The sequence below is a fragment of the Carboxylicivirga fragile genome, assembly GCF_050589805.1.
Taxonomy (GTDB): Bacteria; Bacteroidota; Bacteroidia; order Bacteroidales; family Marinilabiliaceae; genus Carboxylicivirga; species Carboxylicivirga fragile.
Genome location: NZ_JBNGOY010000013.1, coordinates 67,614 through 93,621, shown reverse-complemented (window position 1 = coordinate 93,621; position 26,008 = coordinate 67,614). Strand labels below are relative to the sequence as shown.

Annotated in this window: 22 protein-coding genes; 11 read left to right on the top strand and 11 right to left on the bottom strand. The window is 36.9% G+C overall.

Annotated elements, in window-relative coordinates; genetic code table 11:
* Window positions 1-4: 4 nt before the first annotated feature.
* The 4 genes from ACRD7B_RS07680 to ACRD7B_RS07665 all read right to left on the bottom strand — a co-directional run bounded on the left by ACRD7B_RS07680 (window position 5) and on the right by ACRD7B_RS07665 (window position 5,112).
* Complete coding sequence (locus ACRD7B_RS07680) at window positions 5-1,324, bottom strand: TldD/PmbA family protein (RefSeq protein WP_430823914.1); 1,320 nt, start codon at window positions 1,322-1,324, stop codon at window positions 5-7.
* Between the two features lie 27 nt (window positions 1,325-1,351).
* Window positions 1,352-2,896, bottom strand: coding sequence for a metallopeptidase TldD-related protein (locus ACRD7B_RS07675; protein WP_430823912.1), 1,545 nt, complete (start codon window positions 2,894-2,896; stop codon window positions 1,352-1,354).
* A gap of 300 nt (window positions 2,897-3,196) precedes the next feature.
* Complete coding sequence (locus ACRD7B_RS07670; protein WP_430823911.1) at window positions 3,197-4,093, bottom strand: nucleotidyltransferase family protein; 897 nt, start codon at window positions 4,091-4,093, stop codon at window positions 3,197-3,199.
* Window positions 4,094-4,119: 26 nt separating this feature from the next.
* Window positions 4,120-5,112, bottom strand: coding sequence for an N-acetylmuramoyl-L-alanine amidase family protein (locus ACRD7B_RS07665; RefSeq protein ID WP_430823909.1), 993 nt, complete (start codon window positions 5,110-5,112; stop codon window positions 4,120-4,122).
* 127 nt (window positions 5,113-5,239) lie between these two features.
* Between ACRD7B_RS07665 and ACRD7B_RS07660 the strand changes: the two genes are divergently transcribed.
* The 6 genes from ACRD7B_RS07660 (at window position 5,240) to ACRD7B_RS07635 (ending at window position 11,143) form a co-directional block, all read left to right on the top strand.
* Window positions 5,240-5,875, top strand: a complete 636-nt coding sequence (locus tag ACRD7B_RS07660) for a class II aldolase/adducin family protein (protein ID WP_430823908.1) — start codon at window positions 5,240-5,242, stop codon at window positions 5,873-5,875.
* Between the two features lie 183 nt (window positions 5,876-6,058).
* Window positions 6,059-6,430 carry a BlaI/MecI/CopY family transcriptional regulator gene (locus ACRD7B_RS07655; RefSeq protein WP_430823907.1) on the top strand — a complete coding sequence of 124 codons (372 nt, stop codon included), beginning with the start codon at window positions 6,059-6,061 and terminating at the stop codon, window positions 6,428-6,430.
* Window positions 6,430-9,207: a M56 family metallopeptidase gene (locus tag ACRD7B_RS07650; protein WP_430823906.1), complete on the top strand. Its 2,778-nt coding sequence runs from the start codon at window positions 6,430-6,432 to the stop codon at window positions 9,205-9,207. The genes ACRD7B_RS07655 and ACRD7B_RS07650 overlap by 1 nt, the downstream gene beginning before the upstream one ends.
* 121 nt (window positions 9,208-9,328) lie before the next feature.
* Window positions 9,329-9,787 carry a bestrophin family protein gene (locus ACRD7B_RS07645; RefSeq protein WP_430823905.1) on the top strand — a complete coding sequence of 153 codons (459 nt, stop codon included), beginning with the start codon at window positions 9,329-9,331 and terminating at the stop codon, window positions 9,785-9,787.
* Window positions 9,697-10,389: a bestrophin family protein gene (locus ACRD7B_RS07640; RefSeq protein ID WP_430823904.1), complete on the top strand. Its 693-nt coding sequence runs from the start codon at window positions 9,697-9,699 to the stop codon at window positions 10,387-10,389. Before ACRD7B_RS07645 ends, ACRD7B_RS07640 begins: the two co-directional genes overlap by 91 nt.
* A 112-nt stretch (window positions 10,390-10,501) precedes the next feature.
* Window positions 10,502-11,143 (top strand): GNAT family N-acetyltransferase, encoded by a 642-nt coding sequence (locus tag ACRD7B_RS07635; protein WP_430823903.1) that lies wholly within the window; start codon window positions 10,502-10,504, stop codon window positions 11,141-11,143.
* 165 nt (window positions 11,144-11,308) lie between these two features.
* On the opposite strand, the gene ACRD7B_RS07630 is transcribed toward ACRD7B_RS07635, so the two are convergent.
* The 5 genes from ACRD7B_RS07630 to hutI all read right to left on the bottom strand — a co-directional run bounded on the left by ACRD7B_RS07630 (window position 11,309) and on the right by hutI (window position 16,385).
* Complete coding sequence (locus tag ACRD7B_RS07630; protein WP_430823902.1) at window positions 11,309-12,115, bottom strand: metallophosphoesterase; 807 nt, start codon at window positions 12,113-12,115, stop codon at window positions 11,309-11,311.
* Window positions 12,116-12,182: 67 nt separating this feature from the next.
* Window positions 12,183-12,557 carry a hypothetical protein gene (locus ACRD7B_RS07625; protein WP_430823901.1) on the bottom strand — a complete coding sequence of 125 codons (375 nt, stop codon included), beginning with the start codon at window positions 12,555-12,557 and terminating at the stop codon, window positions 12,183-12,185.
* Between the two features lie 70 nt (window positions 12,558-12,627).
* Window positions 12,628-13,041 carry a threonyl-tRNA synthetase editing domain-containing protein gene (locus ACRD7B_RS07620; protein ID WP_430823900.1) on the bottom strand — a complete coding sequence of 138 codons (414 nt, stop codon included), beginning with the start codon at window positions 13,039-13,041 and terminating at the stop codon, window positions 12,628-12,630.
* Window positions 13,042-13,339: 298 nt separating this feature from the next.
* Window positions 13,340-15,031, bottom strand: coding sequence for a glutamate formimidoyltransferase (ftcD, locus tag ACRD7B_RS07615; RefSeq protein WP_430823899.1), 1,692 nt, complete (start codon window positions 15,029-15,031; stop codon window positions 13,340-13,342).
* Window positions 15,032-15,137: 106 nt separating this feature from the next.
* Window positions 15,138-16,385, bottom strand: a complete 1,248-nt coding sequence (gene hutI / locus ACRD7B_RS07610; RefSeq protein WP_430823898.1) for an imidazolonepropionase — start codon at window positions 16,383-16,385, stop codon at window positions 15,138-15,140.
* Between the two features lie 224 nt (window positions 16,386-16,609).
* Between hutI and ACRD7B_RS07605 the strand changes: the two genes are divergently transcribed.
* The 4 genes from ACRD7B_RS07605 (at window position 16,610) to ACRD7B_RS07590 (ending at window position 23,010) form a co-directional block, all read left to right on the top strand.
* Window positions 16,610-18,199 (top strand): YfcC family protein, encoded by a 1,590-nt coding sequence (locus tag ACRD7B_RS07605; protein ID WP_430823897.1) that lies wholly within the window; start codon window positions 16,610-16,612, stop codon window positions 18,197-18,199.
* Between the two features lies 1 nt (window position 18,200).
* Entirely contained in the window at window positions 18,201-18,731 is a 531-nt protein-coding gene (locus tag ACRD7B_RS07600) for an NUDIX hydrolase (RefSeq protein ID WP_430823896.1), read from the top strand.
* A 101-nt stretch (window positions 18,732-18,832) separates the two neighbouring features.
* Window positions 18,833-19,483: an urease accessory protein UreH domain-containing protein gene (locus tag ACRD7B_RS07595; RefSeq protein ID WP_430823895.1), complete on the top strand. Its 651-nt coding sequence runs from the start codon at window positions 18,833-18,835 to the stop codon at window positions 19,481-19,483.
* Window positions 19,484-19,629: 146 nt separating this feature from the next.
* The gene (locus ACRD7B_RS07590) at window positions 19,630-23,010 is read left to right on the top strand and encodes a sensor histidine kinase (RefSeq protein WP_430823894.1); all 3,381 of its coding nucleotides are present in this window, start codon (window positions 19,630-19,632) and stop codon (window positions 23,008-23,010) included.
* Window positions 23,011-23,068: 58 nt separating this feature from the next.
* On the opposite strand, the gene ACRD7B_RS07585 is transcribed toward ACRD7B_RS07590, so the two are convergent.
* Together ACRD7B_RS07585 and ACRD7B_RS07580 are read right to left on the bottom strand one after the other, a co-directional pair.
* Window positions 23,069-23,632 (bottom strand): DUF4251 domain-containing protein, encoded by a 564-nt coding sequence (locus ACRD7B_RS07585; RefSeq protein ID WP_430823893.1) that lies wholly within the window; start codon window positions 23,630-23,632, stop codon window positions 23,069-23,071.
* 48 nt (window positions 23,633-23,680) lie between these two features.
* The gene (locus ACRD7B_RS07580; RefSeq protein ID WP_430823892.1) at window positions 23,681-24,877 is read right to left on the bottom strand and encodes an acyloxyacyl hydrolase; all 1,197 of its coding nucleotides are present in this window, start codon (window positions 24,875-24,877) and stop codon (window positions 23,681-23,683) included.
* Window positions 24,878-25,034: 157 nt separating this feature from the next.
* Between ACRD7B_RS07580 and ACRD7B_RS07575 the strand changes: the two genes are divergently transcribed.
* On the top strand, window positions 25,035-25,997 hold the full coding sequence (locus tag ACRD7B_RS07575) for a lipid A deacylase LpxR family protein (protein ID WP_430823891.1): 963 nt from the start codon (window positions 25,035-25,037) through the stop codon (window positions 25,995-25,997).
* Window positions 25,998-26,008: the final 11 nt, after the last annotated feature.

Below are 26,008 nucleotides of genomic sequence, written 5' to 3'. Positions count from 1 at the left end.
AGTCTTACAAGCCACTAAAATCAATGTCGTTAAATAACATTGTTGGGCTTAGTATGCTAGAATACAGATAAGGATCATTTCCTAATTCGGCTAGTTTTTGCCAGAATTGATTAGCGTTTCCTGAAATATTCATTTCATTAACAGGTTTAACCAATATGCCATTTTCAACTAAAAAGCCTGAGACTCCAAATGAGAAATCACCTGTGGTTGAATTGGAGTTGCCACCATTAAATGAAGTTACCAATATACCTTTTTTGATGTCTTTAACAATGGCATCGTAGCCACGTTGGCCAAGGTCAAAACGAATATTGGATGTTCTGCCACCGTTAGGTTCCCACCCTAACTTTTTGCCATAGTAATTATCAATGTAGTACTGTTTCAGTACTCCTTTTTCTATCATGGTGCGCTCTCTTGAAGCAATCCCTTCACCATCATACAAGCGTGAAGCAAATCCGCCTTGAATAAATGGATCGTCAATAATGGTTAATGCACTTGATGCAATTTGTTTGCCTTGCATGCCTTCGAGGTAAGAGCTTTTTTGTTGTAATGCCCGAGCTGACATTGGCCCGATGAACATATACAATAGACGCCCAACAGTTCTGTTTTCGATGAGCATATCGTATTTGCCCGAAGCTATCTTGGTTTGCCCCATTTTACGAATTGCATGGTGAGCTGCTTGTTTTCCCAGTTCTTCGGTTGTTGGCATTTGTTTGAAGAAGCGACTGCCGCCCCAATGATAACCTTCAGGACGAGCATCGCCATCTTTGACGGTTACTTCGCCGCCTGCCCAAAATGAGGTCGATATGCGTTCGCCAACAAAACCATTACTGTGCACTCTGATGCTTTCGGAAAAATCATCGCTATAGCCTCCAGTAGCCGAAATAATATTGTCCGCCTGCGCTCGTGCTACATTTTCAATGTCCTTTGCAATTTGAACTTTCTTCTCAGGATTCACAGCCACATAACTCTTATCCTCTATCTTCAAATCCTTTTCCAGATTTTCGGGATAAAGAGACGGATCAGGTAAGCTACGATATTCATCGGCTGATAAATATTTGGTTGCTTCAACTGCTTCAGAAATGAATTTCTCCAATGCTTTTTTGCTCAGGTTATTGGTTGAATGACCTGAGTATTTATGATCGCGATAGATGTTTAATGATAATCCATTGGTTGTTGATTCTTTTATCTTTTCGATCTTCTGCTCGCGAACTTCTATTTCAACCGATCGTGAATTATTGATGGATGCAGCTACTTCAGATGCACCTTTCTTTTTGGCATATTCAACGGCCCATACGGCCAAATCTTTACGTTCTTTAGTAGTCATTTTTGTTTGTTTTTGGGTTAGACAGGTTTAAGCATTTACACCACCTACGGTGATTTTAGAAACTTTAACAGTTGGTAGTCCTTGCGAAACAGGAACACCTTGACCATTTTTACCACATGTCCAACCTCCTTCTGCCATTTTAAGATCGTCGGCCACCATCTCAATATCGGCAAGCACCTTAGGTCCATTACCTATGATATTAACATCTTTAATAGGTTGAGTCAATTTTCCATCTTCAATTAAGTAGCCCGATTTTACATAGAAAGTAAAGTCGCCGGCACCAATCATAACCTGACCATTTGAGAACGATTCGGCATATACGCCATATTTAACCGTTTCAATAATTTCATCTTTTTTATGCGGACCATTTTCCATATACGTGTTACGCATACGTGGCATTGGCATATGACGGAATGATTCGCGACGACCACTACCAGTCGGTTTCACACCATAGTGCTTGGCACTGATTCTATCGTGTAGGTACGAGTTCATGGTGCCATTGGCAACCAGATATGTTTTTTCTGATTCGTTACCTTCATCATCCACATTGATTGAACCCCTGATGTTTTGGTTGGTTCCATCATCCACAATGGTCACAAAATCTTTAGCTACTTTCTTACCCATTTTGTCACTGAATATGGATACTTCTTTGCGGTTGAAGTCAGCTTCCATGCCGTGACCAATGGCTTCGTGTAATAGTATGCCGGAACTACCAGCAGCTAATACAACAGGTAATTCACCTGCCTTAGGTTTAACAGCCTCAAATAGTGATACGGTACGTTTAACAGCTTCGCTAGCTAGCGTGTTGATGGTTTCGGGTGTGAAGAACTCAATTCCCCTTCGTCCTGAAAAATCAAAATAGTTTTGTTCTTTTTTACCATTCTGTTCCGCTGTACAACTCACCGAAATCTGACCCATTGGTTGATAGTCGAAGGTGATTCTTCCTTCGGAGTTAGCAAATAGCACGTAGGACGTTTCGTCGGTAAACCAAACATTTGATTTTATAATACGATTATCTAAGGCAAATACTTTCTCATTAATTTGCTGTAGATACGGTATTTTTTCATTGATTGAAATTTCTTCCCAAGGAGTTTTTATCGCATAATAACTTGGCAGTTTTGGCGATTCAAAGGCGATAGGCTCAACTGTAGCCGGACTGTTTGCAATGTTAGCTGCTGTACGTGCTGCAGATTTCATTGCATCCATACTTATTTCTTCACTAAAAGAGTAGCCTGTTTGATCGCCTTTTAGTACGCGAATACCAACACCGAAACTAACGTCGGAATAGGCTCTGTTAACAGATTTATCTTCAAGGCCTATGTAGTTCCCAATCATGTGCTGGAAAAAGACGTCGCAATAATCGCCACCTTTTGAAAGGCCTTCGCTTATGATTTGTTTGATTATTTGTTCGGTTACCCCGAAGTGTTCAAGATAGTTGTGTAATGTCATGTTTCCTCCTGTTGCTGCCGGGCCGCTTGTACAGCTCGACAAAAAATGGGGCAGGAGTGCTGTGCCAACCGCGGTTACAGCACCTGCTTTTAAAAAATCTCTTCGATTAATTGTAGCTTTCATTAGTAAGAGTTTAGATGTTCAACATTAGACAGAGAAGGGTGAAAGACCACCTTTTGTGTCGTTTTTAATGTTCCGGGAATGCAAATAGCTACTTTAAAGATATTCTTTGTAAATTATTAAAACAAATGTAGATGCAGAATAAATGTTTATGGATAGCATCTTTGTAATGAGAATTATTTAAGAAGCGAATGGTAGCATCGAGTTTTTCTAAAGCATTCTGGATTCTAAATATTACTAAATGATAAATAAAAAAAGGCGATTACCTCTGTGATAATCGCCTCTATTCTTTCATGCCGAATACTACCAAAGTTTCTCTGGATAAATATCGTTCTGAATTAAATGATCGATTTTATCCTGAACTAATGGTTTGTCTTCTTTGTATGTTACGCCAAACCATTTTGAATCGGTTCTGATAACCTTTGTCGATACTTCTCCTTTTTTAATGAGTTGATCAACAACCGCATTAAAATAGAATTCCGATTTCATTTCCTGTCCTTTTTCCTCAAGGAATAGCTTAAAGGCGTCTTCAAGTCTTTCGAAGTAATTGGCTTTAAATGCCCAAAAATTCATCGAAACAGCTTCTTTCCCTGTTAGTTCAGTTTTGCTGTCTTCTTCGTAGAAAAAGATCTTCTCTTCTTCGTAGCCTATTTTTGTGCGCTCCACAATATTCACCAACTGATCGTTCGCATTTGTTTCGCAAACACCTCGTGATACTGTACCATGTTCAGATAAAGTATTGTTTAATGAATAGCCTACCATTGCATATTCGTTGTCATCAGTGCTTTCTGCAACGAAATCAAAAACTTGTTTGTAAGCCTCACGACCATAGAAGTCATCGGCATTTATAATGGCGAATGGTTCGTTAATTACCTTTTTTGCCATTAGTATGGCATGCCCTGTTCCCCAAGGTTTTTCACGTCCTTCGGGTACACTAAATCCGACTGGTAGATCATCCAATTCTTGATAAACGTACTCTGTTTTTATTTTGCCAGCAAAGCGAGGTTCAAAGCGCTCTTTGAATAAGTCTGCAAACGATTCACGAATAACGAATACGACTTTGTCGAATCCTGATTGAATGGCATCGTATACAGAATAGTCGATAATGGTTTCGCCATGCGGACCTAGTTCGTCCATTTGTTTGAGGCCTCCATAACGGCTTCCCATTCCTGCTGCTAGTATTAAGAGTGTTGGTTTCATACTTATGTATTGTTTTATGTGCTAAGTTACTTATTAAATTTGTTAAAGTCTTTTTTCAAACCATCGTATAGCCAATTAGCCAAAGCCTGACGATTGTCTGCTTTTATAAAGCGTTGTTGATCGCGATAGTTTTGAATATTACCCAATTCAGCAAAGGCTGATACAGGTGTTGTATTGCGAAGTATGTATAGGTTTCGCGAACTCACTGTTCCCTCAAATCCACGCGATGGTTGATGTTTATTGTATTTTTCATCGAAAGTATCGCGTAGCGTATTGGCTAATATTTTTCCATTTTTACTTTTTCTGTAATGGTAGAAAAAAACATCTATCTGTTTACGTTTACTTCTACTGTCTAAATGTAATACTAAACAACGCCTATAGGGTTCTGTATCTTTTTTGTAAAATTCGTTTACCTTATTGGTTCGTTGTTTTAGTCGTTTAAGTTGATCGAGCGGAATGCTTGCGCCGTCGCACGTTTCGTGATTATCGTATTTCAAATAATGTCCATCGCGGATGCCATCATCTTTATCTTTAATGATGAGGTGTACTTTGGCACCATTTTCCATGAGTTTCTTAGCCAGGCGCAAGGTAATGTCATAGGCATACTCATCTTCGTGCAATTCATGATTGCCGTAAACGCCAATTGCTCCGGGATCCGGTCCTCCATGTCCACACACCAGGTAAAAGGCCGATCCTTTTAATTCTTTCGATTCCAAAGGGAATTTCTCACGTTCTTTACCAAAAAGAGGTTCGTAAAGTTCAATTGTTTTCGACGGAATATTATAGCTGTGATGTGCAAGCAGACTATTGTTTTTACCAAACTTTCCTTTGTTGGCATCAATAAATACTTGTAAATCTTCCTTGGGTGATAATTTATGGCGTATCATAAAGGCATGTAATCCTTCACCACTCTTGGGTTTAGCTTTTTCTACTTTGTCTTCTGAAGCCTGGCTTTTTAGAATGCCAGGAAAAAGCAATATGCTAGTAAATATATATATGAGAATAATCTTCAACTTCATGGTTGACAAAAATAGAGTTTTTAATAAATTCACTCTAATATTGTAAAGGGTGATTGTTAAATAATTTCTCAATTGCCGAATTAATCGTGTGAAAAGCCTTATTTTTTAGGTAAACAAAAATGACGAGATGCAAAAGGAAAGCGATGTTAGTATAAAGAAAGAAGTGGCGCAGTGGATGCGACGATTGTATAAAAAGGGTTTAACCACTTCTTTGGGAGGTAATATAAGTAAGCGTATTGATAAAAACAGAATTGCCATAACTGCATCGGAAACGGATAAGGGCAAGATAAAAGCAGCACAGATTGCAATAGTTAATATGGATGGCACTTGTGTGGATGAAGGTGTGAAAATAAGCATGGAAACGGATATGCATTTGAGTATTTATAAAAGTAGGCCAGATGTGAATGCTATAGTACACGCGCATCCCGTAATGAGTAGTGCCTTTGCTGTTATGAACCGTGAGGTAAATGCTAAGCTATTGGCCGAAGCCTACACTATTATTGGTGAACCCATAAAAGCAGCATATGAACTTCCTGGTTCACCTGAATTGGCAAATTCAGTTTCTACAGCGGCGTTAAAGGGCGATGTAATACTAATGGCAAATCATGGTGTATTGGCTATTGGTGAAAGTTTATTAAAAGCTTTTGATCGGGTAGAGGTACTGGAAAATGCAGCTAAAATGACATGGATGACAAATTTGCTTAATGATGCCAACGAATTAAGTCAGCAACAATTGCAACTATTGCATCTTAACTTTAAGTAGTTTTTTATTGAGTTAAAGCTTCTCAAAGCTGGCTTGTATAGAGCGCTTAGTGAAATGCAAACTAGTAATTTAGTTTGCTAACTAAAAAATTAGTTTAAAAACGAAAAATTTAGTTGATAAAACGAAATGAATAGTTATATTTGTTTCGTCAACAGAATTCATGGTACGATAAATTATAGCAAGATGGCAGCAATACGATTAACTAAACGAGAGGAAGATGTAATGAAAATTCTTTGGGAAGCCGAAAAGGGTTTTGTGAAAGATCTTTTGGTGAAGCATCCCGATCCCAAGCCGCATTATAATACATTTAGTACTATAATAAGAGGGTTGGAAGAAAAAGGATTTGTTGCGCATAATTCTTACGGTAATTCACACGAATATTACCCTGCTATATGCAAGGAAGAATATCGTAAGCTTTCTATTAAGAATGTAGTTTCTGATTATTTCGGTTCTTCTTATAAAAATGTGGTTTCTTTTTTCGTAAAGGAAGAGAAGCTTAATGTGGAAGATTTAAAAGAAATGATTGAATTAATAGAACAAGAAAATAAGAAGTGATGACTTATTTTATCGAATGGCAAATTAAGACTGGAATAATAATTGGACTAATGGTTTTGGTCTATGTTATTTTCCTATCACGCGATAGTTTATTTAAACGCAATAGAATATGGTTGTTAAGTGCATTGCTTGTACCATGGATAATGCCCTTATTTGCTATGCCTGTTTGGTTGAAGAATCTGTTGCATCCACCTAAAGAGGCTGTAGAAATTACGGCTGTGATTCTGGAGGGTGTTGAACAAACAACTGCCGTTGTGCCAGTCTCTGAACCTATTGATTGGGCTATGTTAGCATTGGGTTTCTATCTTTTGTTGACTTTGTTTTTTCTGGTACGTATGTTATGGGGCTATTCGATAATTTATAGTTTAAGACGTAAATCATCACAAACATCTTATGAAGGATTAAAAGTAAACTGGTTATGGGATAAAGACATTAACCCATTCTCTTTTTATCGATCAATTTTTGTGCCTAAGGCTTTGGAAAATAAGCCTGAATGTAATCACATTCTTGAACATGAAAAAGCCCACTGCAAACAGTGGCATTCTGTTGACATTTCGCTGGCAGAAATAGTATTGATATTACAATGGTGGAATCCATTTGCATGGTGGTTGAGGCAATTGATTGCTCAAAACCATGAATTCTGTGTTGACAAAGCGGTCATGCAAGTAACTTCCGAACCAAAGCATTATCAATATTCATTAATGAACTTTTTGCCCGGCAGCAAAGGATTAAAGTTGGTCAACAACTTTAGCCAAAGTCTAATCAAAAAACGAATAATCATGATGAATAATTCAAAAAATAATAGTTTTCTTATTCACCTAAAAAGCGTTGGTATAGCTGCTGTTATGCTAGTAGCTTTATTAGCCTTTACTAATCCAGAAAAGACTGAAGCAATAAAGCTTGTGAAGGAAGATGTTAAGGAAATTAAAACGACCGAAGATCTGCGAAAGTTTTTTGCCCGTAATATTAAGTACCCTATCGAAGCTCGTCAGAATAGCGTTGAAGGAAATGTAGTTGCTAATGTTGCAGTAAATAAAAAGGGTAAGGTTGGTCAGCCACAAATTGGAGCTGCCAAAGAAGGCGATGTTGTTAGAATTGATGAGGTATTAGTGGTGGCTTATGAGTCATCGGGAGGAAGCTCGGAGCTTTCAATGGAATCGAATCAACTCCTAGATGCTGAAGTAGAGAAAGTATTAGCCAAGTTACCTAAGGTTACCAATGTTGATTTACTTGGTAAAACGCTGGAATTTAATGTGAAGTTTGAGTTGCAAAAAAAGAAAACTCCTTCTATGGTTGGTCGTGATGTAACTGTAACCAATTCCAATGGTCAGGAATTTACTTTATTACTTACAGAATCAGGTTTTACATTAGATGGCGCCGATAGAGATAGACCAGCGTTTACACTTAATAATAAGGAAGTGTCCTGGAGTGTAATAGAGAAACTTAGTGCTGATGAAGTAAAAGCTATTGGTTTTGGACCAATTGGTAATGATTTAAAAGGTCGAATAGCAGATTCAAGTAATGGGAGCTTTAGTGTAATAACTAACGAGTTTTATGAAACAGTTATTAAGAACTCTAGTGCTAAATTTACGGGAAAACCTCTATATGTTGTAAACGAAAAAATATATGATGGGGTAATGGATGACCTGAAGCCGGATAATATACATAGTATGAATGTAATTAAAGGGCAATCTGCTATTGATAAGTATGGTGAAGCGGCCAAAGATGGTGCTATTGAGATTATTACCAAAGAATATGCTATAGAAAAAGGATTAACTGATGTAATGCCCCTTAAGGGTGATGTGCTGAAAACAAGAAGCGTTTCGGTGGAAGGAGTTGGGTCAGGAACCGTAGTTATTAATAATGTAGATGGGGAAAAAGAACCTTTATTTTTTGTTGATGGCAAACTTCAGAAAGAGGTTGATATAAATCCTGATGATATTGAATCGGTAAATGTAGTTAAGGGGCAAGAAGCCATTGATAAGTATGGTGAGGATGCTGAAAATGGTGTGGTTGAGATATCTACTAAAGAAAATATTGGTAATCAAAAATCACCATCAACAAATCAGGTTGAAATTAATTCACTAACTATATCTACTGATAATGAAAGAGATCCATTGTATATTGTTGATGGTACAAAGCATAGTGGTTCTCAATTAAATGCCGAGGATATTGAATCGGTTAATGTTATCAAAGGTAGTGAAGCGATTGATAAATATGGTGATGATGCCAAAAATGGTGTGGTTGAGATTACAACGAAGGCGAATGCTGAAGAAGCATCATCCTTCGATGACTTTACGATTCGTGCCACTGAGAACTTTCAAATGAATTCATTAAAATTCACAGCCGATGATGAAAGTGCTCCTGTATTTATAGTTGATGGGGAGCTTAAGGAAGGTAATGAAGTTGAAGCAGAGGATATTGAATCGATCCATGTTGTTAAGGGGCAAGCAGCCCTTGATAAATATGGTGTTGATAATGAAAATGGGGTGATTGAGATTAATACTAAAGAAGGTTCAGTTACAAATGAAGATATGAAACTTTCAGGAGAATCTGTGACGTTACATTCCCCTGCTGTAGGTGTTCGTATCAAAGGCAATACAAATGGTAAACAGCCGCTTTATATTATAGATGGAGAAGAGATTGATGGAGAAAGGTTTAAGGATATAGATAGCGATGATATCAAATCGCTTACAGTGCTTAAGGATAAAACGGCTACCGATTTGTATGGTGAAAAAGCCAAGGATGGTGTGATTATAATTGAAATGAAAAAATAGTCTAATTAATATTTAGGAGGAAAGCCTCAGGTCTGAATTGATCTGAGGCTTTTTTTGTTTGAGGTCAACTTAGTTGCCTTCTGTTTGTTGAATATTCAAGTTGATACAAATCCGTAGTTTTATGATTACAAAAATTAGATATTCCACAAAAGATATGGTACGCTGGACAAGACGGGAAACTGCCTTGTTTCTATTGTATGCCTTAATTATTACTTTTTTATACGATATTCTGGGGTTTGTCTTTCTGGATGTGCCATGGACACCAATTGCACTTATTGGTACAGCGGTTGCCTTTATTATTGGTTTTCAGAATAGTGCTGCCTATGGTCGGATATGGGAAGCACGAAAGATATGGGGAGGAATGGTTAATACATCGCGAAGTTGGGGAATGATGGTGACGGCGACAATAAGTAATGAATACACGAATGATCCAATGAGTGAGGAGGAAATGAGTGCTCATATTAAAAGGATTATTTATCGGCACATCGCTTGGTTAACAGCATTGCGTCATGCTATGCGTCAGCGAAAAACTGGGAGGTTTTTGAGAAGCACAGAACTAACCGCGAATGGTCAAAATTAGCGCATATTCCTGAACGAGTAACCTCTTTGGAGGATGACTTGTTATTATACTTAGATGAAAATGAAAGAGAATATGTACTGAGTAAGGATAATAAGGCTGTGGCTTTATTAAATATGCAATCCAAGCATTTGAAAGAATTAAAGGAGAGGGAAGTACTTTGGGAATTTTCATTTTTAGAATTGGAAGGATTGCTGAAGGAGATGTTTGATTTGCAAGGGAAATCGGAACGAATCAAGAATTTTCCTTATCCTCGTCAGTATGCCACCTTGTCGCATTCTTTCGTTTGGACATTTCTAGCTTTGTTGCCACTAGGCTTAGTTTCAGAGTTTTCTAATATTTCAGGTACTATCTACACCAATTTTCCACTAATAGCAGAATATTTTGTTTGGTTGGCTGTACCATTTTGTGGTGTTGTTTCTTGGGTTTTTCATACCATGATGCGTATTGGGACGGTGGGAGAGAATCCTTTTGAAGGAACGGCTAATGATGTTCCTATTTCAACAATTGCTCGTGGAATTGAAAGAGATTTAAGGCAAATGCTTGATGAAGATTTGGGACAAATACCATCGCAATTTCCAGAGAAGTTTAATGTGCAGATGTAGGTGCAAATTGGGTTGATCTATTTATTTGGTGAATTTTTATATTAAAAACAACTAGACCAATTGGTCGGTTTGATGTTTTTTTGTTTATTTGTAATTCATTAAACCTACTACTATGAATGAAATCGTTTGGCTTAATCTGCCTTTAATAGAATGGATTGGCTATTTAGCATCTACTATTGTACTAATTTCATTGAGCTTATCATCTTTGGTTAAGCTCCGTATTTTTAACTTGTTTGGGTCGGCAGCTTTCTCATTTTATGGTTTTTATATTGGTGCTTTGCCAGTTGGTATCATGAATATGATGATTGTGTTTTTCAATATTTACTACTTGCGATTCTTACTCTTTAAAAATGAACTGTTCGATGTGGTGAAAGCTAATTCCACTGATGAGTTTTTAAGAAAATTTTTAGAATATCATAAAAGTGATATCAAGCGGTTCTTTCCTGAATTTCAAACTGTATTTAGTGAGGATACCCAAATATTATTGGCTTTACGCGATGCACGGATTGCTGGTGTTTTTATTGTTAATAATGGGGTAGATGGTTCAGCCGAAGTATTATTGGATTATGTTACACCGCAATACCGCGATTACAAAACAGGACGCTTTTTATTAACGGCATATAAGGAGCAATATGTGCGCAAAGATATTAACCATTTGGTGTGTGAAACCAGCAATACATCGCATATAGCTTATTTGCGGAAAATGGGATTTGAAAATGGCGGCGTTAATTCTTTTAAACTTTTGTTGAGTTAGAGGCCTGATTGATGTTTGAAAGTAATACCGATAGCACAATGAAGCTGGCCTTATCTGCATTTCATTTGCTAAGGCCATTCATTGTATCATCGGCATTATACCAAGGCCAGATTCATAGTTCAAAAGGTATAAAAAACTTCCACTACAATACTATTGATATAAAAGTTACAAGTTGAACATTGTAATTTCTGATCGTGCCCCAAAACGAATTGGTAATATACTTGTGCCAACTCCTTTTGAAACATAAAGCTTAAATGTTGTTTTGTCGTACAATCCGCTAATATATTCGCCACTACCTTGGGGTATGAACGGAATAAAACCAAATAAATTTATTTGACCGCCATGAGTATGGCCAGACAGGATTAGATCAATGCTTATATTGTGTTCAGTGTTTTTAATAATGTCTGCGTATGCTGGGCAATGAGATAATACTATTGTTTTATCTCCAACTTTTATGTTTTTGTAAGCTTTAATGAAATTTGCTGAGCCTCCAATATAGTCATCAATGCCTATAATTGATATATCTCTATCATTTACATTGATTTGCCTGTTTTCATTTATTAATAGTTCACAATTATTAGCTGCATATACATTTCTCAGTTGCTCAATGCTAACATTACCCCAGTATTCCCAATTGCCTGTGATAGCAAATTTTCTAATTTGTGGATCGATTAATTTTAAAAACAAATCAAAGTTTCTCAGGTATTTATCAGAGTCTATTGAGTCACCTGTGAATACAACGAGATCTGGATTTAAGCTGTTTATTTTCTCAGCAATCTTTTTAAGTTTTCTGTTAATGCCTTTAAAATGTAAATCGCTTAATTGTATAAGTTTAATTGGTGTTTGGGATTGATTGCGTAAATCTATTTCTTTCCATTTGACAAAGCTTTTTTCGAACCAAAGAGAATCTAAAAGGAACAATCCCAAAAGGCCGAGTATTCCTTTTTTTATAAACTTTCTTCTTGTAATCATTGAGTTGGAAATCAACTTTTGTAATCAGTGATTGACTATATTTATGACTAGATTAATCCTACGGTGTTTATTTTATTCTTTTAATTAACAATGAATAATCACAGGTAGAATCAGGTTCACTTACAACCATTGGGAAAGAACCTTTAGGATTAAAGCATGGCATTTTATTGCGTGAGTTTAATATTGTATTTGCACCTGACGTATCCTGTTGCGTAAATGTATTTTTCTTCGATAACAGAAGACTTAAATCATACTTGCTATCAGCAAAGTTGTTTGATGATGCGGAATACCCAATTTTTTGTGTCAAACTAGTTGGTTTTTCATATTGGAAGATGGGTTTTATAATTGATGTAGAATTTTTATTAATAATGACTTTATTCTGAGAATTGATTTTGGTAAGACATACAAACATTAGTATGATGAGGGGTAGGTATTTTTTCATGATAGATTATTTATTATCGTTGATTCTACTCAATTTCTTGTTGAAGATAATAATTTATCATTAAGCTTATTTATAATTCCGCCCAAATTCTTGCCAATGAAAAGCCTGGTGCATCAATTTTCAAATCCAAAAAATAGCCAAAGGGTGTTTGCGCAACTTCTATAGCCGCATTCTCTAATCGTTTTTGAGTAGCATCAAATACCTCTTTTGTGAAATCAACAGTGGCTTTTGATTCACCAAGATGGGCGAAGGAATGCAGTACAATGGATTGTGCTTTATTTTTACGCAATGCCCACTTTAAGTGATTCACCAGTTTTTTTTCTCTACTTCGTACATCCTTTTCTTCATCGCTGGCTTCTATTTGTATGCAAGCTAATAGGCAATCTTCAAAAGTTTTAGCCTCACCAGGATCAGGAGCATCTTCAAGATTTTGTATTGCTGGAGTATAAGCAAATGATTTTGTGTAAAAGATGAGTACGCGCATGTGTTTTTGTTTTAAAGGTAATTAAAAGTCCGAAGTTCGGATAAGTTCGCAGTCCATGGTCGTCTGAACCCTGAGCCTGTCGAAGGGTGGGAGAAATATAGAAAGTATGTAGAAAGAAGTCTGAAGTCCGGAGTAAGAAGTCCGAACTGATCCGAAGATTGAATAGAGTAGTTTCTTGTTCGAAGGTCTGGCAAGAAAGAGTAGAAAAGCTATAAGCTATCGGCTATTAGCTTAAACCCAAAAGAGCCCAAACTATGAAAGTTCAGGCTCAAGGATTGTATGTGTACATAGATAGGTATTATCCTATTTTCTCATTCACAATCTTCAAAATTTCAGCTTCTTCTTTAATCGCTTTATCTTCTAATGCTTTACCATCAGCTAAAACTTTTGCAACAAAGGCCTTGTCTTCCAAGTCGGCTGCATTAATCTTAACATTCAAGTAGGCGCCCATTACAGCACTGCGCGCACAAAGTGCACCTACACCCGCATCAGATACTGAATTAGGATTACCAACCTCTGCCATCGCTCTGATTACCTCAAAGGCAGCAAATGATTGTTCCATCACTCGATATGGAATGTTGATGGCATATACAGTCGCATCTTCAATGGCTTGCTTGCGAGCTGCTTTTTCGGCGTCGTTACTCTTAGGTAAACCAAATGCATCCATTATTTTATTAAAGGCATTGGTATCTTCATCAACTAAACGAAGCAGTTCTTTTTCGATGGCCAAACCTTTTTCAGCCCAGTCGCTAAATTCTTCCCAACGATCGTCCCAGCCGCGTTTGTGAGCTGATAGGTTAGCAACCATTGTTGCCAATGACGCACCCAAAGAACCGACATAAGCTGAGATAGAACCACCGCCTGGAGCTGGTGACTCAGAAGCTGTTTCATCAGCAAACTCAGTCAGGTTCATGTCAATTAGTTGCTTCTTGTCGTCCTTTAAAATGTATTCGATAATTTTCTTGTCAGGATCAAAAGGGTAAAGCTCGTCTAGGCCCATTGACTTAATGGCAATCTTAATGATTTCACGCTCTGGAATACCTGTAGAACGTTCTTGCTTGCGTAAGAAATATTTACCCGCGTCTAACATAGCTTGTAAAGGCACAACGCCAACCATTTCCGATCCCGTTACACGAATGCCACGTGCATTGGCACGTTCGTAAACCGCTTCGTATGCTTTGTGAAGTGAAGTAACTGTAATGTCAGTTAAATTCATAGAGATTTGAGCTACGCCATATTCTTCAATAAACCAACCAATACCTTTTACTGATTTCAACATTCCAGGAACATTCACTGGTTTGCCATTTTCATCCTTCACAATTTTACCTGTTACAGGATTACCTTCACGTTTTACACGACCACGCTCACGCACATCAAATGCAATAGCATTGGCACGACGTGTTGAAGTTGTATTTAGGTTAACATTGTAGGCAATAAGGAAATTACGAGCGCCAACCGCAGTTACACCAGATTTAGCAACATTTTCGTTCCATTCAGCTGGACCAAAATCAGGTTTCCACTCAGCTGTTCCAATACGTTTCGAAATGGCTTCGTACTCACCTTCGCGGCAAGTCGCCAGGTTTTTACGTTTGTCTTCCTGAGCTGCAAACTCGTAGCAATAAATAGGAATATCAAGTTCTTCACCAATACGTTTGGCTAACTTGTGTGCATATTCCACAGTCTCTTCCATGGTAATGTTAGCCACAGGAACCAAAGGACAAACATCAGTTGCGCCAAAGCGCGGGTGAGCACCTTTGTGGTTGCGCATGTCAATTAATTCTTGCGCCTTTTTTACAGCCTGAAATGCTGCTTCGCAAACTTCGACAGGTGTACCAACAATAGTTACTACTGTACGATTTGTTGCTTGTCCCGGATCAATGTCGATTAATTTAACGCCGTCAATTTTTTTGATTTCATCGGTGATTTTCTCGATGATTGCCATATCGCATCCCTCGCTGAAATTAGGAACGCATTCTATTAGTTGTTGCATGATTATATATGTTTTATGTCTGTTTTTTAATTTTTTAGTCCGAAGCTTGAAGTCCGAAGTCCGTGTGTTTGAGTCCGGAGATCAAAAAGCTATAGGCTAACAGCTATTAGCTAATAACCCCATTCAATATTGTTGTTTCTATTTTATTTTCGCCGTAGGCATAGGGTAAATATTCGATGCCTGGTATTTCTTTTGTGATAAGAATATTGGCTTTTTTACCAACACATATGGAGCCTAATTCTTTATCAACTCCCATTGCATAAGCTGTATTTTTTGTGACTGCATGAATCACTTCTTCGGGCAGCATGCGATAAAGTACACTTCCCATGGCCATAATTAACTGCATATTGCCCGATGGTGAAGAGCCTGGGTTAAAGTCAGAGGCTAAAGCAACTGGAAGGCCGGCATCCATCATTTCGCGAGCTGGCGCATAGACCATGTTCAAAAAGAAGGCAGCACCAGGAAGAATGGTTGGCATGGTTCCCGAATTTTTCAAAGCAGATATTTCTTCTTTTCCAGTAAATTCAAGATGATCGACAGATAGTGCTTTGTATTTTACACCAACTTGAATACCGCCTGAATAATCTAATTCGTTGGCATGAATTTTAGGTGTCATTCCATATTTAGCAGCCGCTTCAAGTATGCGGTCAGTATCTTCAACAGTGAAGAAACCTACATCACAGAATACATCAACATAATCGGCCAATTTTTCTTTAGCCACAGCCGGTATCATTTCATTGATTACCATGTCAACATACTCGCTTTGCTTACCTCTGTATTCCATCGGAATTGAGTGTGCACCCAAGAATGTTGATTTGATAGTCAGAGGGCTAGCTTCTTTTAAACGTTTAATAACTCGAAGCATTTTTAATTCGCTTTCGAGCGTTAAGCCATATCCACTTTTAATTTCCACTGCACCAGTTCCCCATTTAATAATTTCATTAAGGCGTTGCATGGCATCTTCAAACAGTTGATCTTCACTGGCTGTTTGCATCAGCTTAGCTGAATTCAAAATACCTCCGCCACGCGCAGCAATCTCTTCGTAGCTCAGGCCTTTGATTTTATCAACGTATTCAACGTCTCTGCTTTTGGGATAGACCAAGTGTGTATGAGAATCGCACCATGCCGGAAGAACTAGTTTGCCCGATGCATCAATGGTCTGGCAATTATTTGGAGTACTTGCTTCGTTGAAATCAGACATTAAACCAAAATGCTTTATCAATCCATCCTCAACGATTAAATAAGCATTGTCAATAGTGTTCAACTTCGACATGTCTTTACCCGCAACAAACGATGAAGAGCTTTCTTCGGTTTGAATCAGGCTTTTTATATTTTTGATTACTAGTGCGTTCATGAAATGGTGTTTTTATTTTTACGACGAAATAAAAGTAATGCTTTTAAAATCCAGTTGCTCATGATTTTGGTCAATTGAATTTGAAAGTGTTGAAAGTCAGTTTTTATATATTCCTGTTGTTTAAGATGTCAGTTCTTTCTCAATAATTCAATTTTAAAACTATTTTTGCAAGGCTTAATTAATAAGTCTTGATGTAATAATTAAGGCGCAGATACCTTAGAAAGATGTTTAAAAAAGTTCCTCATACATACGTTATCGTTTTTTCTCTTATTGTTCTTGCTGCTGTTGCAACCTGGTTTGTGCCAGGAGGCGAGTATGTGCAAGAAACCAAAGTGGTTGATGGTGTAGAACAAAGTGTAATGGTTTTTCAGGAAGTTCCGAGTCAGCCCCAAACATGGGAAGTTTTTGCTGCCATGGTTAATGGTTTTGAAAAGGGTGCAGGAATCATAGTGTTTATTTTAATGATTGGTGGTGCCTTTTGGATCATGAACGATTCCAAGGCCATTGATGTTGGTATATTATCTTTTCTCGATTTTGTTAAAAAATTGGATCGCTATAAGGCCATAAGAGCCATTGGTGCCAATAATCTGATTTTAATACTCATCATGCTTATGTTTTCGATATTTGGTGCCGTGTTTGGCATGAGTGAGGAAACCATCGCATTTATGGTCGTACTAATTCCATTAGCCATTTCGATGGGCTACGATAGTATTACGGGTGTGGCCATTGTGTTTGTTGCTGCGGGATTAGGATTTGCAGGAGCAGTGCTCAATCCGTTTACCATTGGAATTGCGCAAGGCTTAGCTGGTTTACCACTTTTTTCTGGATTTGAATATCGACTGGTCTGCTGGTTTGTGATTAATATTATCGGCTTTGCATATATATTATGGTATGCCCGAAAAGTGAAGAAAAATCCAAAATCATCAGCCGTATATGAAGAAGATGAATATTGGCGTAAGAGAGCTGCAGGTAAAATAGAAGGGATTGATAGTCCAACACCACGTTCTGCCTGGTGGGTTTATGCTGCAACAATTGTTGTATTGGTTTTATTTGCACTTAAACATCCAATGACAACTTTGAAGATGGGTGGAGGCGAAGGTGTAACCTGGCCAGTTATGCCTATAATGGCTGGCTTTTTTGCTATAGCTGGCTTTTTATCACTTCGCAAAAAAGTACATTTCTTCATTTTGAACTTATTGGGCTTCACCATCCTGTTTTTGATTATAGGCGTAATGGGCTATGAGTGGTACATCACCGAAATAGCGGCTTTGTTTTTAGCCATGGGTATTTTATCGGGTGCTGCCATGGGACGCGATGCTGATAAAATAACCAAGTTATTTTTGGAAGGCGCTAAGGATATAATGTCAGCGGCTTTGGTTGTAGGACTAGCTGGAGGTATCATTGTTATTTTAGAGGATGGTAAGATTGTGCATACCATTTTACACAGCATGGCGCAATCAATGAGTGATTTGGGGAATATTGCTTCTGTTGCTATTATGTATGGTATTCAAACATTGATTAATATATTTATTCCGAGTGGATCGGCCAAGGCCGCTTTAACCATGCCAATAATGGCTCCGTTTAGCGATTTGATAGGATTATCACGTCAGGCAACGGTAATGGCTTTTCAGTTTGGGGATGGCTTCACTAATATGATTACACCTACTTCACCAGTATTGATTGGTGTGCTTGGTGTTGCAAAAGTACCCTATACTAAATGGGTTAAATGGATAACGCCATTAATCATCACTATGATAATAATTGGATTCTTGTTATTGATCCCTACTGTAACAATGGATTTAAACGGATTTTAATATGACAGCATCGCACCCAAAAAACGTTTTAAATTTTTGCCCTAAATGTGGCGATAAAGCTTTTAATTACGATGGATCTCGATCTTTTAAGTGTGCTAAGTGTGGGTTTCATTTTTTTATTAATTCGGCCGCCGCGGTTGCTGCTGTAATCGTCAACGAAAGGGGTGAAGTGTTATTGACAACCCGAGCCTTTGATCCTTGCAAAGGTATGCTTGATTTACCAGGCGGTTTTGTTGATCCGATGGAAACTGCCGAAGAGGCTGTTTGTCGAGAAATTAAAGAAGAGCTTAATTTGGATGTGGTGAAAACATCTTATTTGGTTTCTTTTCCCAATGAATATGTTTTTTCTGGCTATTCGGTATACACATGCGATTTGGCATTCGTTTGTGAGGCGAAGAGTTTTGATAATATGCATGTGCAGGATGATATCTCTGATTTTGCTTTTTATCCGAAAGAATCAATTAACTATGAGGATGTTAGTTCTGAATCGATTCAGGATATAATTCGTTTTTATTTCAGAGAGAGGTCGTAAATAGTAGAGTTATTCTCATTTAGATTAGAAATAAATAAGGACAGCATAGCCGCAATTTTCTTTCTGAATTACAATAATTCTGTATTTTTAAAGAAAAAAGTATGTCTCAGGAGTTGCAAATACTACTTATAACTGCTGCATCAATAGGTTTTTTTCACACCCTATTTGGCCCCGATCATTACCTGCCGTTCATCATGATTGGTAAGGCGAGAAAGTGGTCTTTACCAAAAGTAATTTGGTTAACATTACTTTGTGGAGTTGGTCATATTCTTAGCTCTGTTGTTCTCGGTATCTTCGGTATAATGCTGGAAGTTCAGGTGGCTAAATTGGAGTTCATAGAATCCTTTAGAGGCAACCTGGCGGCATGGGCGTTCATCGCTTTTGGTTTAATATACGCACTTTGGGGCTTGCGCCACTGGTGGCATTCAAGGAATGGTAAACACTCGCATACTAAAATTGAAAAATCTGGTAATATCACGCCTTGGGTGTTATTCATTATTTTTGCTTTAGGGCCGTGCGAACCGCTAATTCCGGTTTTAATGTATCCCGCAGTTATTGAAAGTGCCTCAGCATTAATAATGGTTACTTCTGTTTTTGGAATTGTTACTTTAACAACCATGACATCGGCTGTTGTAGCATCATACTATGGACTTAGTTTTGTGAATTTAAAAAAGATCGAGCCCTTCAGTCATCCCATAGCAGGAATGGTTATTTTCTTCTCAGGAATTGCGATGCAGTTTTTGGGTCTTTAGTAGCGTTTACATCTTTTTTTGTCTTATTTACCTACATTAATCTATTCTTGATCAATTGCTGTAACCATTTACGTTTAAAGGCCGTTAACTAATAATTGAGGATTTGTTATATTCAAACCTATATGTTCTTCTTAATTTGATAGCGAGTGGTAAAATTATACGCAATTTGTCTTAGTATTTTATTATTAATTGGATGGAAGTCCAGTGCTCAAAGTAAACGTTTCGAATTTGAAACCTTTGGCGAAGAGTATGGAGTTTTGGATCCAGATGTAACCCAGATTGTTCAAGACTCAACAGGTTTTATTTGGATGGGTACAACTGAAGGTTTGTATCGTTACGATGGGCAGTATTTTGACTTTTTCAATGCGTCAGAAGCTGACACGCTTTCCTTACCCGATGATCGAATCCATGGTTTATCTTACGATAGTATTGATGACATATTGTGGGTTGGAACGTATTATGGTGAAGTGAGCTATTTGGACCTTACCACCTATAAATTCTATAATCTACCTATCCTTCCATTCTCTAGTAATGTTGATGGTGCGCGATCAATTACAAGCATTCAACGTGTAAATGATGAGTGGTTAATGCTTGGAACTAAGGATGAAGGTCTGTTTTTTTATAATTTCAAAACAAGTAAATATACCAAATCAGAAGAATTTGGGTGTGATATCCATCGGCCTTATCATATTCGAAAACATAATAAGATCATTTGGATTGCATCAGAAGATGGTTTGTTTCAGTGTGAGCAGATTCTCATAAATAAAAAGAGTTTATTTAAAATACAACCTTCACCATTAACAAACGGAATTAAACCCGTTTTTTCGCTCGATTTCCATTGTGATGAATTAACATTCTGTTCTGATAAGTCGATTTATTCATTCTCTTTTAAAGACCAACAATTAAAACATGTTTTTAAATCACCTAATTATTCACATTTAAGTAAACATGTAATTGGAAGTAATGGAGAAATATGGTTAGGCACATCGGGTGGTGGTTTGTACCATCTATCTAACACTGGAAAATTACTTAACTTTTTTGAAGCTGATCATGAGCGACATACGCATTTGCCAAGTAATTGGGTGAATGAACTGTTTTATAGTAAAACGCAACCAATATTGTGGCTTGGACTTAAGGGTGCTTTGTCAATGATTGACGCTAATAAATTGAAATTTGATTTTCATAAAGTGGAAAGTCATAATAGTTGGAATGCAGATGAATTATATTTTTTATTTAAAGATTCGGATAATACATATTGGCACTATTCATTAAATTCGTTATTCAGGAAAAAAGCTGGAGATAAGGAATATTCGATTGTAAAGAGTCGAGAATGTCCTGAATTTGGTAGAACAAGGGTAAGAGAAGGTTATGAAGATAGTAAGAAGAATATATGGTTTGCATCGTATACTGGACTTTTTAAAACAAATATTCTTAAGGATAGAACCTCACATATAAGATTTAAAAATAAAGGTTCCAATGATGAGACGCTTAATAAAATTAGTAGTCTTGATGTTATTGGTGATTCTATACTTTGGTTAAGTTCATATGAAGGGATGATTCGCTTTAATATGATAAGTTCAGAATATAAGGTTTTTCCTTTTCCTGATAGTTTTAGGCATGAAGGTCAAGTGCGTACAAAACGCATGAATATTTCTTGTGATAGCCTTTTGTGGCTTGGTACTGATCAAAGTTTTGTGATAAAGTACAACTTTCTGACGAATGAATACTCGCAGCTTTCAACAATAAAGAAAGCTGGCAGGTATACTAAAGAAAATTCGATTTTAGATGTTCATACGGATAGGCAAGGACAGGTATGGTTTGCGACATATGGCGATGGATTATTAAAGTTGGATTCCTTGAAAAGAAGTATTATTCCTGCTTCAAAAAATATGTTCTTGACGGGTAATGTTTATGGAATTTTAGAGGATAAAGAAGGGTATTTGTGGATGAGTACCAATTCCAAAATAATAAGATATAATAGCAAAGAGAATAAGTTGGTTGCTTTTGGCAAATATGAAGGGGTAAATTGTAGAGAGTTTAATGAAGGTGCTTTTCAAATGACTCCAGAAGGTGATATGTTATTTGGAGGTTTAGATGGTTTTATAGAGTTTCACCCTTCAGATATTCCATATAATACTGCTCCACCTAAGTCAATTATTAGTTCGTATAAATTGGAATCAAAAGTTTATAAAGAGTCAAGTCCTACAGAGATTAATGTAGATTATTACGTGCCAGATACAGTTGTTATTTCTACAGATGAAAGAAAAGCATCGTTTTATGCCAGTGTATTCAATTATAGTTCAAGTTTTAATAACCAAGTCGCTTGGAAGTTAGAAGGGTACGATGCCGAATGGGATACGACTTGGGCATATTTAGATAGGACCTATAGTCAGTTACCTGAAGGATTGTACGAACTGAAGTTGAAGGGGCGTAATAATGATGAAGTGTGGAATAATGATATTACTTCGATTTATGTAAAGGTAAAACCTACTTTTACAGAAAGTTTTGCCTTCAAAGTACTTATTGTTTTATTGCTTTTAATCATCTTTTATGCCATTTATACCATAAGAGGTCGTGTTTTGCACCGTCAAAAAAAGCGCTTAGAATCATTAATCAAGCAAAGTACACAACAGTTAAAACGAACAAACGATGATTTAGAACAGAGCCGTGAAGAGGTACTAGTGCAAAAAGAAGAATTAGAAAGGCATCGATTGTATCTGGAAGAATTAGTATTAGAGCGCACATCTGAGCTTCAGTTAGCTACCGAAAAAGCAGAAGAATCGGATAAACTTAAAACTGCATTTTTGGCTAATCTTTCGCACGAAATTCGGACGCCGATGAATTCAATTATTGGATTTTCAACCTTACTGACCTCCGATGTTCAGAGTGTTGAAGAACGAAAAAAGTTTTCTACGTTGGTGTTACAAAGTAGTGAAAGCCTATTAGTACTCATAGATGATATCATTGATATCTCACGTATTGAATCAGGACAAATTCAATTGGTTAAGAAGCATTTTGATTTGAAAACAGTTTGTGATTTTGTATATAGTTCCCTACTTCTTCAAAAGAAAAATGAAAAAGTACAGTTTGAAATTGATCTGGAAGGAATAAAATCAAAATCTATTATTTATTCCGATGCAGAGCGTTTGAAGCAGATATTAATCAACTTGCTTAATAACGGTTTAAAATTTACGAAGGAAGGACATGTAAGGCTTCAGGTTAAGCACATGCAGCGTGAGGATGTTATTGATGTTAACTCAGAATTAGCGTCACGAAAATTACCGGCTAGCTTTTATTTATTTAAAGTGGAAGATACAGGAGTTGGTATCGACGAAAAAGATTTTGAAAGCATTTTTAATCCCTTTACAAAGGTTGAATGCAAGCAAAATACTTATGGCGGAATGGGGTTAGGCTTGAGTATAGTAAAGCAGTTGATCTATTTATTAGATGGAGAAATATGGTTGAAGTCAAAACCGAATGAAGGAACAAGCTTCCATTTTTATTTACCCGATTTTAATATCAATTAAAAAAGGTTGCCAAAATCAATTGACAACCTTTGTGAATATTTCCGCCTAAAACTTTTTTTTAGAATAGTGGAGTGCCTTTGTATACCGTTGAATGGCTCACCGGAACTAATTGTCCACTGTATCTTACCCTTGATGAAGAATTACCTTGAACTGTTGCTGAAGCAATTTGGCCATCAGCATTGGTGTCAATTCGAATGTCGAAGCTGCCAATAGCAGAAGTTGCATAAACAGTAATAAAATAAGTTCCTTTCTTCTCATTTTTCTTTACTTCATATTTGCTTATGTTAGCTCTTACCGAAACGCCACCAACTCCATTGGGTCCAAGGCCTGAATTTGATCCTAACTGAACAAATGCTTCCTTGCCTTCAATTGCGATGAAATTTAAATTGCTATTAACCGGTATTGAACTTCCACGTTTGTCAGCTAAAGTATGGGCTTCAATCACCCATTGAGCTGAATCGATTGCTACCGCTAGTATTTTACTCATTGCTTCACTTAGGGCTGCTTCTTCAGCTTTCTTTAGTTCGCGTTTTTCTTTTCTTGTCAATTTTTTTTCTGGCTCTTGAGCAATCGATGGTAATGAGATGAATGCTGCAAGAATAAATATTAATAAATTCTTCATAGTGTTATTTTTAAGTGCGTTTTGAAATAAGCAAAGCTTGTGCCAACCTTAGTTCCATTTAATTCGGTAACCCAGATTCCATTCGATCACTTCAGCAACAGAAAAGTTATGAGCACGAACTAGTAATCCTGCATACATATCGTTTTTGAAGTGGTATTTAATTCCAAATTTCTGATAAAGCTTATTGCTTTCATTGGTTACCTCTTTTCTATAAACCAGATAACCTAAATATGATGCAACAGATAATCGATCGATGGTATATTCATAGGTTCCGAAGATTCCAAGCATAAACTTTTCAGAGAACTTATCGGATATATTTACTATTGGCTCTTCATTCCCGTTTGCAGGATTTGTTACTTGAACATTTGCAGTTTCATCGTAGGTAAAATCAATACCTCCACCAAACTTGTGCTTCCAGGTTGTAGCTTTTAAGAATGCACCTGAGATGTTTACATACGAGTGCATAACATCAGCTGTTCCCTGGTTTGGATCTTCCCCATTGGGATTGTCGTAAAGTATGTTACGAGCACCAGCTCCTATTTGTAAGGCCACTTCGTAATGTTGTTCGTAGGCAGGTTTAATTTCTCTAATCAATAGCGGTCGATCCTTAAAGTTATAGCTTAATTCAATGGAAGGAGATAGTAAATTGATTCCGCTATTAGGTTTTTTTGTACCACCATTAGAGAAATGTGTGAAGCCAAATGAACCTCTTAAATCCCATCGATTACCTAAGTGATATTTATAGAATAAATTGGCATCGATAAAAACGGTTCTATTTGATCCAATTGCGGTATTAAATGGATTACTATATTTATCGTATGGTTGCCAGTTGTAGGTGAGTCCAAAGCCTAATTCGTAACCCCAAGTACTTTTTTCTGTGTGGCGAAATGGAAAACTCATAAAGCCATATATAGCTGTAGGATTACCAAGTTCATCAGTATTGAAAAAATCAGCATTGTACCATGATACCCCGTAACTCGGGAAGTTAAAGATGTGGTGCCAATCTTTGCTTCCGTCCGTTTGAACACCATAGCTTAAGTTTAAAGCATGGTAAAAATCAATTGGTTTACCTGCATTATTTTCACCTTTTAAAAAGTCATTGGTTTGTAGTACTGTTCCCCAATGATATCTTACGGCAACACTATTGTTTTTTTTGGGTTTTGTTTTAGTACTATCTTTTTTACTTGATTGAGCCTGACTACCAAAGCCTATTATAAGCAAGATGGCTACTAGAAGATTTTTCATGTTTTATGATTATTAGGTTTTATCAAATCAAAATTAGTTGTAATCTATAACAATTACAACGCATGTATGATCTTTCATGCCATTTATGACAAACAAATTGTAATAAAGTTTAGCTTTTGTTAAGAATTAATGGAACTGATTTTGCTTTAAGCTTAGCATGTCTATAAAGAAAAATGTAAAATATCTATTATTACTTACATGCCTTATGGTTTTTTCAAAGGCATACTCGCAACAAGTTATCAACAATAAAGTGTATAAGCTTGGATGGGATAATGATGTATTCATGATGACGGATTATTATTATTCACAAGGTTTAAGTTTTCATTTTTATAATCCATTGTTAAAACATAATCCAGTTAATCTAATACTATTAAAACCCAAACAGTATGATAAGGTTATTTATGGCTTTATGATAGATCAACGTACCTATACGCCACAGGATATTAGTAGCGATGTTGTGCAATATTCCGATAGACCATATGCTGGAGTACTCCTGTTAACATCTAAATCCATAGCAGCTAATACCGATAAAGGTTGGATGTTTGCAAGTGAATTGGATATTGGTGTGATGGGACCAGCCTCTGGAGCTGGGCATGTGCAATATAGATATCACGATTTGTCTAATAATCAGTTACCCAATGGATGGGTTTACCAGCAATATAATTGGCCAGTGATAAATTACAATTTTGAGGCATCCAAAGAGTTATACTCCTCAAATAGTTTTGAATTGTATGGGAAAGGAAAGGCTCGCGTTGGGACTTTACATGATGATGCAAGCGTATCGATGATGCTGCGAGTTGGAAAAATGGAAAGCTATATGGAAAGTTTGGGACTACCCTTGCAGAGTAATAGTAAAAACTGGCAGTTGTATTTTTCAGCAGAGCCTTCATTGAGTTATGTAGCATATAATGGAACGTTACAAGGAGGTTGGCATCGAAATCCCAAAATACACTATCTTGAATACAGTGAAATGTCACCAATTGTTGCTCGTGTTCGAACAGGTGTAGGCTTGGTTTATAAATCATTTGGATTGAGCTTCGATTTGTTTTATAATACAAAAGAGTTTAAAACAGGAACTGATCATTGGTACCATAGCACGCGTTTGTTTATTACTTTCTAGTATCTTTGATG

What these genes read in the sequence shown, in the direction of transcription:
- ACRD7B_RS07680 (WP_430823914.1), bottom strand. Translation starts at nt 1,324, where the DNA reads ATGACTACTAAAGAACGTAAAGATTTGGCCGTATGGGCCGTTGAATAT.
- ACRD7B_RS07675 (WP_430823912.1), bottom strand. Translation starts at nt 2,896, where the DNA reads ATGAAAGCTACAATTAATCGAAGAGATTTTTTAAAAGCAGGTGCTGTA.
- ACRD7B_RS07670 (WP_430823911.1), bottom strand. Translation starts at nt 4,093, where the DNA reads ATGAAACCAACACTCTTAATACTAGCAGCAGGAATGGGAAGCCGTTAT.
- ACRD7B_RS07665 (WP_430823909.1), bottom strand. Translation starts at nt 5,112, where the DNA reads ATGAAGTTGAAGATTATTCTCATATATATATTTACTAGCATATTGCTT.
- ACRD7B_RS07660 (WP_430823908.1), top strand. Translation starts at nt 5,240, where the DNA reads ATGCAAAAGGAAAGCGATGTTAGTATAAAGAAAGAAGTGGCGCAGTGG.
- ACRD7B_RS07655 (WP_430823907.1), top strand. Translation starts at nt 6,059, where the DNA reads ATGGCAGCAATACGATTAACTAAACGAGAGGAAGATGTAATGAAAATT.
- ACRD7B_RS07650 (WP_430823906.1), top strand. Translation starts at nt 6,430, where the DNA reads ATGACTTATTTTATCGAATGGCAAATTAAGACTGGAATAATAATTGGA.
- ACRD7B_RS07645 (WP_430823905.1), top strand. Translation starts at nt 9,329, where the DNA reads ATGATTACAAAAATTAGATATTCCACAAAAGATATGGTACGCTGGACA.
- ACRD7B_RS07635 (WP_430823903.1), top strand. Translation starts at nt 10,502, where the DNA reads ATGAATGAAATCGTTTGGCTTAATCTGCCTTTAATAGAATGGATTGGC.
- ACRD7B_RS07630 (WP_430823902.1), bottom strand. Translation starts at nt 12,115, where the DNA reads ATGATTACAAGAAGAAAGTTTATAAAAAAAGGAATACTCGGCCTTTTG.
- ACRD7B_RS07625 (WP_430823901.1), bottom strand. Translation starts at nt 12,557, where the DNA reads ATGAAAAAATACCTACCCCTCATCATACTAATGTTTGTATGTCTTACC.
- ACRD7B_RS07620 (WP_430823900.1), bottom strand. Translation starts at nt 13,041, where the DNA reads ATGCGCGTACTCATCTTTTACACAAAATCATTTGCTTATACTCCAGCA.
- ftcD (WP_430823899.1), bottom strand. Translation starts at nt 15,031, where the DNA reads ATGCAACAACTAATAGAATGCGTTCCTAATTTCAGCGAGGGATGCGAT.
- hutI (WP_430823898.1), bottom strand. Translation starts at nt 16,385, where the DNA reads ATGAACGCACTAGTAATCAAAAATATAAAAAGCCTGATTCAAACCGAA.
- ACRD7B_RS07605 (WP_430823897.1), top strand. Translation starts at nt 16,610, where the DNA reads ATGTTTAAAAAAGTTCCTCATACATACGTTATCGTTTTTTCTCTTATT.
- ACRD7B_RS07600 (WP_430823896.1), top strand. Translation starts at nt 18,201, where the DNA reads ATGACAGCATCGCACCCAAAAAACGTTTTAAATTTTTGCCCTAAATGT.
- ACRD7B_RS07595 (WP_430823895.1), top strand. Translation starts at nt 18,833, where the DNA reads ATGTCTCAGGAGTTGCAAATACTACTTATAACTGCTGCATCAATAGGT.
- ACRD7B_RS07585 (WP_430823893.1), bottom strand. Translation starts at nt 23,632, where the DNA reads ATGAAGAATTTATTAATATTTATTCTTGCAGCATTCATCTCATTACCA.
- ACRD7B_RS07580 (WP_430823892.1), bottom strand. Translation starts at nt 24,877, where the DNA reads ATGAAAAATCTTCTAGTAGCCATCTTGCTTATAATAGGCTTTGGTAGT.
- ACRD7B_RS07575 (WP_430823891.1), top strand. Translation starts at nt 25,035, where the DNA reads ATGTCTATAAAGAAAAATGTAAAATATCTATTATTACTTACATGCCTT.